Genomic DNA, 11243 nt, shown 5'->3' on the forward strand with positions numbered 1-11243 from the left:
GCCGGCGATAGGGCCGCACAGCGGCCCCTTGACGACACAACGCCGCGCCTCCTCTATACTGCCGCTCTTTTCCCTCTGCACCTGGATACCCGTTCGATGACCACCCTGCTGGCCCTGGATACCGCCACCGAAGCCTGTTCCGTCGCGCTGCTGCATGATGGCAAGGTAACCAGCCATTACGAGGTGATCCCGCGCATGCACGCGCAGAAGCTGCTGCCGATGATCAAGCAGCTGCTGGGCGATTCCGGTGTGGCATTGAACGCCCTCGACGCCATCGCGTTCGGCCGTGGCCCGGGCGCCTTCACCGGCGTGCGCATTGCCATCGGTGTGGTGCAGGGCCTGGCCTTCGCCCTGGAGCGCCCGGTGCTGCCAGTGTCCAACCTGGCCGCGCTGGCCCAGGGTGCGCTGCGCGAGCATGGCGTGCAGCAGGTGGCAGCGGCCATCGATGCGCGCATGGACGAGGTGTACTGGGGTTGCTACAAGGCAGAGGCCGGCGAAATGCGCCTGCAAGGCCTGGAGGCGGTGCTGCCGCCGGAGCGCGTGGCGTTGCCGGAAGGCAGCAGTGGCGACTGGTATGGCGCGGGCACCGGTTGGGGCTACGCCGAGCGCCTGGCCGTGCAGGTCAGTGCCAGCAACCCGGCGGCGCTGCCCAATGCCTTGGACATCCTGAGCCTGGCCCGCTTCGCCTGGGCACGCGGCGAGGCCATCACTGCCGAACAGGCGCAACCGGTTTACCTGCGCGATAATGTAGCCACGCCCAAGGCACGCTGAGTGCTGTTCGTCGGTTATCGCGGTTGTCGATAAACCTTTGGCGTGAACTGTGGTCCAGTTATCACTCGAGCATTAGCGATGGAACTCTGATGCTGCTAAATTGCCATCATCGGTTCTGAGTGCTCACACCATGCGTATCGACGGTTTCTCATCGCAGTCTTACCCGGTCAAGCGCGCACCGCGCAAAGCAGGGGTGCGCGATCAGGCCATCGAAGATGCCGAACTGATCGAGGAGAGCGAAGTCGCTCAGGAATCCACGCCGCGCCTGCGCGGTGCTGGCCTGCCGGCCCGCCAGCAGGACATGATTTTCCCCCGCGCCCGCGACCGCCGCACTGCTACGGCCCTGGCCAGCTACCTCAGCACCGCCGGTTTTACCGATTGGGACATGGAAGTACTGGGGCTCGACCTGTACATTTGAGGGATGAGTCCATCCCCCCTGCCATATTTTCTGGGTTGTCCGTCGTGGAGCGAAAACGCCTGGCGCGACTACCTGTATCCCGCCGACGCCAGCAGCGGTGAAATGCTTGGCTTCTACAGCCAGGTGTTCAACGCCGTCGAGGGCAACACCACCTTCTACGCCCGTCCCGCCCCCGGCACCCTTGCGCGCTGGGCGCAGGTCATGCCCGCGCACTTTCGCTTCACTGCCAAGTTTCCCAGGGATATCAGCCATGAGGGAGACCTGCGTGATCAACTCGAGCCTGCTTTCGAATTCACCCGCCTGATGGCCCCGTTGGGGCAGCGAGTATCGCCGTACTGGCTGCAGCTGTCGGCCCAGTTCGGGCCGGCGCGGTTGGGCGAGCTCGGCTACTTTCTCGACGAGATCGGCGTGCCGGTGGCCGTGGAGGTGCGCAACCAGGCCTTCTTCGCCAAGGGCGAGGAGGAGCGGCTGCTCAACCGTCTGCTGCATGAGCGTGGCGTCGAGCGCATCTGCCTCGACCCACGCGCGCTGTTCAGTTGCACCTCACGCGATCCCGCCGTGCTTCACGCGCAGTCGAAGAAACCCAAGGTTCCGCCACGGCCTGCCGCTTTCACTCAGCACCCGCAGGTGCGCTTCATCGGCCATCCCGAGCTTGAGGCCAACGAAACCTTTCTCACACCCTGGGTGGACAAGGTCGCGGCCTGGATCGAGGAAGGGCGCAGCCCTTATGTGTTCCTGCACACCTCCGACAACCGCCTGGCCGCCGCACTGGCCCAGCGTTTCCACCAGCGGCTGATGGCGCGCCTGCCGGGCCTTGCCGCTTTGCCGGAATTGCCGCGCGCCCCCGAGGTCGAACAACTGGGACTACTCTGACCATTCCCCGACCAGCCGGAGGTTGTGACCATGGATGTACAAACCCTGCGTGCCGAAGCCTTCAAGGCACTGCACGAGCGTGATGGCGCCTTCGTCATCCCCAACCCTTGGGACGCCGGCTCTGCCAAGCTCCTGGCCAGCCTGGGCTTCGAGGCGCTGGCCACGACCAGTGCCGGGCTTGCCTTCAGCCTCGGGCGGCCGGATGCCGAGGGCGCCTTGAGCCTGGACGAGACGCTCGACAACGCCGGGCTCATCGTCGACGCCACCGCCTTGCCGGTCGCCGCCGACCTGGAAAATGGCTTTGGCGACCTGCCCGAAGATTGTGCCCAGACCATTCTGCGGGCCGCCGAAACAGGCCTGGTGGGCGGCTCAATCGAAGATGCCAGTGGTCGCAGTGACGCGCCGATCCATGACTTCGGCCTGGCCGTGGAGCGGGTGCGCGCCGCCGTGCAGGCCGCACGCAGCCTGCCATTCCCGTTCACCCTCTGCGCCCGTGCGGAAAACCTGCTGCACGGGCGCATGGACCTGGACGACACCATTTTGCGCCTGCAGGCCTATGCCGAGGCGGGGGCCGATGTGCTGTATGCGCCGGGGCTGCGCAGCGTCGACGAGATTCGCGCGGTGGTGCAGGCGGTGGCGCCGAAGCCGGTGAACGTGCTGATGGGTCTGGCGGGTGTGCCACTGAGCGTCAACCAGCTGCAGGACCTGGGCGTGCGCCGTATCAGCGTGGGCTCGTCGTTGGCCCGTGCGGCGCTCGGGGCGTTCCAGCGTGCGGCGCTGGAGATCCGTGATCAGGGTACGTTCAGTTACGGGGAGCAGGCATTGCCCTTCGCCCAGCTCAACGATCTGTTCCGTCGCTGAGGGGACGTGCGCGCGCTGGCCTGGCTGTGCGGCCTGCTGCTCGCGGCGGGCCTGGCCTGGCTATACGGCTGGCGCCTGCCGGACGCCTGGAACCCCTGGGCGGCGCTGGACGTCCGCCAACCGCCCAACCTGTTGACCCCCTACAAGCTGGCCCGTTTGCGCAAGGACCCAGGCTTGTGCCGGCAGGCGCTTGAGACCACTCGCCTGCGCTACAGGGCGCAGGCCGACAGCCCTGCAGCGGCCAACTGCCCGCTGCAGAACGTATGGCGTATCGAACAAGGACAGGCGCGACTGAGCAGCAGTTTTCTCGCCAGCTGCCCGTTGGCGGTGGCTTATGCGTTGTTCGAAGCGCACGGCCTGCAACCTGCAGCGCAACAGGTCTTTGGCCAGGCCGTGACGCAGGTCGATCATCTGGGTAGCTTTGCTTGCCGCAATGTCTATCACCGCAAGCAGGGCCGGCTGAGCCAGCACGCTACGGCCAATGCCCTGGATATCAGCGGCTTTCGCTTGCAGGACGGCCAGCGCATCGTGCTGGCGCGGGACTGGCAGGCGGGCGGGCAGAAGGCGCAGTTCCTGCGCCAGGTTCAGCAGGCCGCGTGCGAAAGCTTCAGTACGGTGCTGGGCCCGGATTACAATGCCGCCCACCACAACCACTTTCACCTCGATATGGGGCTCTGGCAGGTCTGCCGCTGATCTCAGGCGTGGAAGCGAACGTTGTTCAGCACCACCGGGCGCGCCCAATGGATGTCGAATTCCAGGTCGTTCTGCTGCCGGGCCAGGGCCGTTTCGGCGTAGGGTTCCGGCGCCGGGTCGAGCAGGTCCATCTCGAATTCGGCAATCGGCAGGTGCAGTGGGCGCGGCGAGGGTGCGGGGCCAGGCTGCAGAAGAGGGTGGCCCTGGCTCATGACCACCGGGCGCAGCCAGGTGTTGCTGATGTCGAGCTGTCGCTGCTGCTGGATCATCTCGGCGGTGCTGAACGGCTCGGGCGCCGGCTCCAGCAAGTTGGCCTCAAGCTCCGCCTTGGGCAGGAACAGCGGTTCGGGCGGTGCGACGACGGTGTCGTGCACGGGGCAGGCGCGCTGGGCGTCGATCAGGGCCAGGGCCTTGGCTCCACCGATCGGCTCTCCGCTGTCCTTGTCGTACTGCACCATCGCCTGTTTGAAGCTATCGGGCTCCTGCGCTTGCTGCTCGGCCATGGCGCGGGCGAAGAAATCCTGCCACAGGTGGCTGACGCCCCCGAGTGCCTGGGTATTCTGCCGACCGTAGTTGCCGACAGGCGACAGGTAGGTCAAGCCGATGGGAAGAGTATCTGTCATGGCAGTCGCGCGCGTTGTGCTCTGGCAGAATAGCGGGATATTGCCTGTATCGGCCGATGCTGCCGATTCATTAAGGGCTTGGTTTGATTTTTCAGGTGTGGACGATGGAAGAGCAAGGCACGGGTATCAGGGTCGAAGCGATGTCGGCTGAGTATGCGCAACAGGCCACGGTATGGGCCGAGCGCCTGGGCCTGCCGCTGCAGGACGATGCCGCCGGCTTCGCCGTGCAGGTGGGCGCTGAAGGCTTGCAGATCCAGCAGCTGGGCCCGCAGGCGCCCGGGCCGGTGCGTGTGGACTTCGTTGAAGGCCAGGCAGCGCACCGGCGCCAGTTTGGCGGTGGCAACGGGCAGATGATCGCCAAGGCCGTGGGCATTTCCCAAGGCATCCGGCCGCTGGTGCTCGATGCCACGGCAGGGTTGGGCAAGGATGCGTTCGTGCTGGCCAGCCTGGGTTGCCAGATGACCCTGATCGAACGCCAGCCGCTGATCGCTGCATTGCTGGAGGACGGCCTGGCGCGAGCCCGGTCGGATGCAGAGGTGGGCCCTATCGTCGGACGCATGCGCCTGCTGACCGGCAATGCCATCGAGCGCATGCGCGCCTGGGAAGGGGAGGCGCCGCAGGTGATCTACCTCGACCCGATGTTCCCGCACCGCGACAAGAGTGCGCTGGTGAAGAAGGAAATGCGCGTGTTCCGGCCGCTGGTCGGTGATGACCTGGATGCGCCCGCGTTGCTCGAAGCGGCCCTTGCGCTGGCCAGCCACCGGGTGGTGGTGAAGCGGCCGCGCAAGGCGCCGATCATTGACGGGCCGAAGCCCAGCCATAGTCTGGAGGGCAAGTCGAGCCGGTATGACATCTATCCGAAAAAGGCGTTGAAGGCCTAGCCTTCACGCAGGCGCCGCATGCGTTCCAGCATGTCCTGGTCTACCAGATCTTCCGGGATTGAAGGGTCAATGGTTGAAGGGCTGTTAAGTATTTCTTCAGCACGTTTACTGGTAGGGCCGGGGTGGGCAGGAATGTCACCCAGCAGCGCTTGCGTAATGTGGGTGATGTCAAAATTGAAGCGCTTGTTCGTGTCAACTGACAAGCTGCCCAATATTTCGCTTTGCTGAGCAAGCGCGCCCAGTTCTTGGACTGCATTGTTTGCTTTTGGGATATTGCCAGATTTCCGTGCGCGGTTTAGTTTTTCTCTCAATCGGAGCTGGCGTTTATCGATTGATTTTGAGAGCGCGTTGTATTCATTTCTGGATAGGTTAGGGCTCGGCTCATCCAAGCGTGGAGTCAGCTTGTAGTATGAATAGCCCTGATTAATCCGTTTAAACAGCCTTCCGAAAAATCTGCCACTAGGGTCCACTCTGTTGATGGGGTCGTTACCGCAATAGGCATACGCATTGAGGCCACCTCTTGCAAACGGCGACAAGCTGTCCGGACTATGAAAACGCATCATCCCCGGGTTGAACAGGCGGTGACCATTACCCAGCAAGTAACCAATGCCTGAGGGCAACCAGCTCTGCCCCGTGAACCGGGACACTGTCGGGCTGGCGGGTGGGCAATTGTCTTCACCGTATGGGCTATAGGCAATGGTGGCCTGGTTTTCCGATTGCGTGATGACTGTTGAATCTTGCGCATCGGTGGCCAGCAGTCGCAGTTGCGAAGTTTGGTCGGTGGTTTCGTACAGGTTTTGGTTATTGGCGCTGACGACTGTGTGCTGAGCCGTGCCTGTATGCAACGTAGCGAGCTTGTTGCCCTTATAAAAAAACCGCAGTGCTTGTACTGACATGGTATCTGCCCTCATAGCCATGGATTAGCTATGAGCATGCGAGATGCGTGGAAGGCTGACTACTGGCAAAAATACTAGGGCTGCTATGCAGCCCTATCGCGACACAAGGCCGCTCCTACAAGAGACCGCGTAAGTCAATTGGCAGGCAGCCAGTCACTTCAGGGCTGGAACGCCCGGATGAATACGCCTACCACCTCGCGCACATGCGCCTCTGCCTCATCCCCTTGCAACGGTCCGGCGCACCCCAACAGCAAGCGATAATCCGGCGCGCCCTTGACCAGGCAGAAGAAGTGCTCCGCCGCGCGTAACGGATTGTCGATGCGCAGCAGCCCGCGCTCATCCACTCCGCGCAACAGCGCCTCCATCCCCGTCAGCACGCGCTTGGGCCCGGCCTCGTAGAAGAATTCGCCAAAGCTCGGATCCTGACTGCCCTGGGCCATGATCAAGCGGCTCAGCTTGACCGCCTCGTCACTGCTGATCAGTGCCTGGAAGCCCCGGGCGATAGTCAGTAGCACATCCTCCACCGCCGCGCCTTCGGGGTACTCGAAGATCAGGTCAGGCAGCTGGTTCTGGCAGGTCGCCATGACCGCCGAGCCGAACAGGGTCTGCTTGTCGTTGAAGTGGCTGTAGACGGTGAGCTTCGAAACACCTGCCGCCGCAGCGACCGCATCCATGCTGGTGTTGGCATAGCCAAGGCTGAGGAACAGTGTCTTGGCGGCCTCGAGGATTGCCTCGCGCTTGGCCAGGTCCTTGGGCCGGCCTGGGCCGATGGGTGCGTCGTTGAGCATTGGAATCCGCATCTGGTGGAGGGGCGCACATCTTACCGGCTAAGACGGCTTCCGGCTGCAGGGGCGCGACCAATCGTTGATGTTGTTTTTCTTTCCGACGCTGGCTTCCCGGCCTCGGTTCCCTGATTTAATATACTCGTCAGTATAAATATTCAATGCGCCCGTCGCGAAAGGATTCATCATGTTGCGTCATGCCTTGTCCCTCGCTTTGCCCGCTGCCGCGGTGCTGCTCCTTGCGGCCTGCGGGCAGGAAGCCGCTGCGCCCACCGCGCCGCGCCCGGCCCTGGTGGTCCAGCCGCAGCCGGCCGAAGCGGCTGCCGACAGTTATCCCGGTGAAGTGCGTGCGCGCTTCGAGCCGGAGCTGGCCTTCCGCATCGGCGGCAAGGTGAGCAAACGGCTGGTCGAGGAGGGGCAACGGGTCAAGGCCGAGCAGCCGCTGGCCGAACTCGACCCTCAGGACGTGCGCCTGCAACTGGAAGCCAACCGCGCCCAGATGGCTGCCGCCGAAGCCAACCTGTCGCTGGTGCGCGCCGAGCGTGACCGCTACCAGAAACTGCTGGCGCGGCAGATGGTCAGCCACTCGCAATACGACAATGCCGAAAACCTCTATCGCGCTGGCCTGGCTCGCCTGAAGCAGGCCAAGGCGGAGTTCGACGTGGCCGGCAACCAGGCAGAATATGCCGTGTTGCGCGCGCCGCAGGCCGGGGTCATCGCCAAGCGTCAAGTCGAGGTCGGTCAGGTGGTCGCCGCCGGGCAAACGGTGTTCACCCTGGCCGCCGATGGCGAGCGCGAGGTGGCGATTGGTCTGCCGGAACAGCAGTTCGCCCGCTTCGCCGTGGGCCAGCAGGTGAGTGTCGAACTGTGGTCGCACCCCAATCAGCGGTTCGAGGGGCGTATCCGTGAGTTGTCGCCTGCTGCCGACCCGCGTTCGCGTACCTTCGCCGCGCGCATTGCCTTCACTTCGACCAAGACGCCAGCCGAGCTTGGCCAGAGTGCGCGGGTGTTCATCGCCCATGACGGGGTGATCCCGCTGGCGGTGCCGTTGTCGGCGGTGACGGCCGAGAACGGCCAGGCCTATGTCTGGCGGGTCAATCAGGACAGTCGTCTGGAACGTGCCGCGGTGCGCCTCGGCGCCTATGGCGCAGAGAGCGTGCCGGTGCTCGACGGCCTCAAGCCTGGCGACTGGATTGTCGCCGCAGGTGGCCATGTGTTGCGTGAGGGGCAACAGGTGCGCCCCGTGGATCGTACCAACCGTGTAGTGAACCTGACGGCCAAGGAGTAAGTCCCGATGGGTTTCAACCTTTCCGCCTGGGCGCTGCGCAATCGCCAGATCGTACTGTTCCTGATGATCCTGCTGGCAGCCATTGGCGCCATGTCCTACACCAAGCTGGGTCAGAGCGAGGACCCACCATTCACCTTCAAGGCCATGGTCATCCGCACCATCTGGCCTGGGGCCACGGCCGAGGAAGTGTCGCGCCAGGTCACCGAGCGCATCGAGAAAAAGCTGATGGAAACCGGCGAGTACGAAAAGATCGTCTCGTTCTCCCGGCCGGGTGAATCGCAGGTCACCTTCATGGCCCGTGACTCGATGCATTCCAAGGACATTCCCGAGCTGTGGTACCAGATCCGCAAGAAGGTCGCGGATATCCGCCACACCTTGCCGCCGGAAATCCAGGGGCCGTTCTTCAACGACGAGTTCGGCACCACCTTCGGCAATATCTATGCACTGACCGGCACCGGCTTCGACTATGCGGTGCTCAAGGATTATGCCGACCGCATCCAGATCCAGCTGCAACGGGTCAAGGACGTGGGCAAGGTCGAGCTGGTGGGCTTGCAGGACGAGAAGATCTGGATCGAGCTGTCCAACCTCAAGCTGGCCACGCTCGGCGTGCCGCTGGAGTCTGTGCAGCAGGCGCTGAGTGACCAGAATGCGGTGAGCGCCGCCAGCTTCTTCGAGACGCCCAGCGAGCGCCTGCAGTTACGGGTCAGCGGGCGTTTCGACAGTGTCGAGCAGATTCGCCAGTTCCCTATTCGAGTCGGTGACCGCACCTTCCGCATCAAGGATGTCGCCGAGGTGCACCGCGGCTTCAACGACCCGCCCGCGCCGCGCATGCGCTTCATGGGCGAAGACGCCATTGGTCTGGCCGTGTCGATGAAGGACGGCGGCGACATCCTGGTGCTTGGCAAGGCCCTGGAGGGCGAGTTCGAGCGCCTGGCGCACAACTTGCCGGCCGGCATGGAACTGCGCAAGGTCTCGGACCAGCCAGCCGCGGTCAAGGCCAGTGTCGGTGAATTCATCCAGGTGCTGGTCGAAGCGCTGGTCATCGTGCTGCTGGTGAGTTTCTTCTCGCTCGGGCTGCGCACTGGCCTGGTGGTGGCCCTGGCGATCCCCCTGGTGCTGGCCATGACTTTCGCCGCCATGCACTACTTCGGCATCGGCCTGCACAAGATTTCGCTTGGGGCGCTGGTGCTGGCCCTGGGCTTGCTGGTGGACGACGCGATCATTGCCGTGGAAATGATGGCGATCAAGATGGAGCAGGGCTTCGATCGGCTCAAGGCGGCCAGTTACGCCTGGACCAGCACGGCCTTCCCGATGCTCACCGGTACGCTGATTACCGCCGCCGGCTTCCTGCCAATCGCCACTGCCGCATCAAGCACCGGTGAGTACACCCGTTCGATCTTCCAGGTGGTGACCATCGCGCTGTTGACCTCATGGGTGGCGGCCGTGGTCTTCGTGCCCTACCTGGGGGAGCGCTTGCTACCGGACCTGGCGAAGTTGCATGCGGCCCGCCACGGCAAGGATGGGCAAGCGCCAGACCCCTATGGCACGCCGTTCTATCAGCGCGTGCGGCGCGTGGTGGAATGGTGCGTGCGGCGACGCAAGACGGTCATCCTGCTGACCATCGCAGCCTTCGTCGGCAGTATCCTGCTGTTCCGTTTCGTGCCCCAGCAGTTCTTCCCGGCCTCCGCGCGCCCAGAGCTGATGGTCGACCTCAAGCTCGCCGAAGGCGCTTCGCTGGCCAATACCGCCGAGCGGGTCAAGCAACTGGAAGCGTTGCTCAAGCAGCAGGAAGGCATCGACAACTACGTGGCCTATGTCGGCACGGGCTCGCCACGCTACTACCTGCCACTGGACCAGCAGCTGCCAGCCGCCAGTTTCGCCCAGTTCGTGGTGCTGGCAAAAACGATGGAAGACCGCGAACGCCTGCGCAGCTGGCTGATCGCTACCATGGACCAGCAGTTCCCTGATCTGCGCGCCCGCGTCACGCGGCTGGAAAACGGCCCGCCCGTGGGTTACCCGGTACAGTTCCGGGTCACCGGAGAACACATCGAGAAGGCCCGTGAGCTGGCTCGTGAAGTGGCGGACAAGGTGCGCGAGAACCCGCATGTGGTCAACGTTCATCTGGACTGGGAAGAGCCGAGCAAGGCGGTGTTCCTGGAAATCGACCAGGACCGCGCGCGGGCCCTTGGCGTCAGTACCGCGCAGCTGTCGAGATTCCTGCAGAGCTCGCTGAGCGGCGCTACGGTCAGCCAGTACCGTGAGGACAACGAGCTGATCGAGATCCTCCTGCGCGGCACCCAGCAGGCGCGCAGCGAGCTGGGCAACCTCGGCAGCCTGGCGTTGCCCACCGACAGCGGCCAGAGCGTGGCGCTGTCGCAGGTGGCGACCCTGGAGTACGGCTTCGAGGAAGGCATCATCTGGCACCGCAACCGCTTGCCGACGGTGACCGTGCGTGCCGATATCTACGACAAGGAACAGCCGGCGACGCTGATCAAGCAGATTGCCCCGACCCTGCAGGCGATCAAGGACAAACTGCCCGAGGGCTACTTGCTGGAGGTGGGCGGTACGGTCGAGGATTCCGAGCGCGGGCAGAAGTCGGTGAATGCCGGCATGCCTTTGTTCATCGTGGTGGTGCTCAGCCTGCTGATGATCCAGCTGCGCAGTTTCTCGCGCACGGTGATGGTGTTCCTCACCGCGCCCCTGGGGCTGATTGGCGTGACCCTGTTTCTGCTGGTGTTCCGCCAGCCGTTCGGTTTCGTCGCCATGCTCGGCACCATTGCCCTGGCGGGGATGATCATGCGCAACTCGGTGATCCTGGTGGACCAGATCGAACAGGACATTGCCTCCGGGATGGACCGTTGGCAGGCGATCATCGAGGCCACTGTACGGCGCTTCCGGCCGATCGTGCTGACGGCGCTGGCGGCGGTGCTGGCGATGATTCCGTTGTCGAGGAGTGTGTTCTACGGGCCGATGGCGGTGGCGATCATGGGGGGGTTGATTGTCGCTACCGTGCTGACGCTGTTGTTCCTGCCGGCGTTGTATGCGGCGTGGTTCAGGGTCAAGAAGGGCTGAAGATCGCGGGGGAGGGCGTTGCCCTCCCATCGCCGGCAAGCCGGCTCCCACAGAGTACTACCGAAGACCTGTGGGAGCCGGCTTG

At 63.9% G+C, this 11243-nt stretch carries 11 protein-coding genes; 8 read left to right on the forward strand and 3 right to left on the reverse strand.

Annotated features, from left to right (window positions below; translation table 11 throughout):
• Nucleotides 1-96 precede the first annotated feature (96 nt).
• The 5 genes from tsaB (at nt 97) to PMI38_RS16430 (ending at nt 3616) form a co-directional block, all read left to right on the forward strand.
• On the forward strand, nt 97-771 hold the full coding sequence (gene tsaB, locus PMI38_RS16410) for a tRNA (adenosine(37)-N6)-threonylcarbamoyltransferase complex dimerization subunit type 1 TsaB (protein WP_008096088.1): 675 nt from the start codon (nt 97-99) through the stop codon (nt 769-771).
• 130 nt (nt 772-901) lie between these two features.
• Nucleotides 902-1189: a hypothetical protein gene (locus PMI38_RS16415; RefSeq protein WP_008096090.1), complete on the forward strand. Its 288-nt coding sequence runs from the start codon at nt 902-904 to the stop codon at nt 1187-1189.
• Nucleotides 1190-1192: 3 nt separating this feature from the next.
• Nucleotides 1193-2062 carry a DUF72 domain-containing protein gene (locus tag PMI38_RS16420; protein WP_008096092.1) on the forward strand — a complete coding sequence of 290 codons (870 nt, stop codon included), beginning with the start codon at nt 1193-1195 and terminating at the stop codon, nt 2060-2062.
• A gap of 30 nt (nt 2063-2092) precedes the next feature.
• A complete protein-coding gene (locus PMI38_RS16425; protein ID WP_008096094.1) occupies nt 2093-2923 on the forward strand; it encodes an isocitrate lyase/PEP mutase family protein in 831 nt (276 codons plus the stop codon).
• A 6-nt stretch (nt 2924-2929) separates the two neighbouring features.
• Complete coding sequence (locus PMI38_RS16430) at nt 2930-3616, forward strand: extensin-like domain-containing protein (RefSeq protein WP_008096096.1); 687 nt, start codon at nt 2930-2932, stop codon at nt 3614-3616.
• A gap of 2 nt (nt 3617-3618) precedes the next feature.
• Here the strand turns inward: PMI38_RS16430 and PMI38_RS16435 are convergent, their stop codons facing one another.
• Complete coding sequence (locus PMI38_RS16435) at nt 3619-4239, reverse strand: hypothetical protein (RefSeq protein WP_008096097.1); 621 nt, start codon at nt 4237-4239, stop codon at nt 3619-3621.
• Between the two features lie 104 nt (nt 4240-4343).
• Here PMI38_RS16435 and PMI38_RS16440 point away from each other — a divergent pair, with 104 nt between their 5' ends.
• Complete coding sequence (locus PMI38_RS16440; RefSeq protein WP_008096100.1) at nt 4344-5120, forward strand: class I SAM-dependent methyltransferase; 777 nt, start codon at nt 4344-4346, stop codon at nt 5118-5120.
• Here PMI38_RS16440 and PMI38_RS16445 read toward each other — a convergent pair.
• Nucleotides 5117-6016 (reverse strand): RHS repeat-associated core domain-containing protein, encoded by a 900-nt coding sequence (locus PMI38_RS16445; protein ID WP_008096102.1) that lies wholly within the window; start codon nt 6014-6016, stop codon nt 5117-5119. The genes PMI38_RS16440 and PMI38_RS16445 overlap by 4 nt on opposite strands.
• A gap of 158 nt (nt 6017-6174) precedes the next feature.
• A complete protein-coding gene (locus PMI38_RS16450) occupies nt 6175-6816 on the reverse strand; it encodes a TetR/AcrR family transcriptional regulator (protein WP_043273791.1) in 642 nt (213 codons plus the stop codon).
• 169 nt (nt 6817-6985) lie between these two features.
• On the opposite strand from PMI38_RS16450, the gene PMI38_RS16455 reads away from it, so the two are divergent.
• Nucleotides 6986-8086, forward strand: coding sequence for an efflux RND transporter periplasmic adaptor subunit (locus PMI38_RS16455; protein WP_008096106.1), 1101 nt, complete (start codon nt 6986-6988; stop codon nt 8084-8086).
• 6 nt (nt 8087-8092) lie between these two features.
• The gene (locus PMI38_RS16460) at nt 8093-11158 is read left to right on the forward strand and encodes an efflux RND transporter permease subunit (RefSeq protein ID WP_008096108.1); all 3066 of its coding nucleotides are present in this window, start codon (nt 8093-8095) and stop codon (nt 11156-11158) included.
• Nucleotides 11159-11243: the final 85 nt, after the last annotated feature.

The organism is Pseudomonas sp. GM84, from assembly GCF_000282535.1.
In the GTDB taxonomy this organism is placed as follows: Bacteria; Pseudomonadota; Gammaproteobacteria; order Pseudomonadales; family Pseudomonadaceae; genus Aquipseudomonas.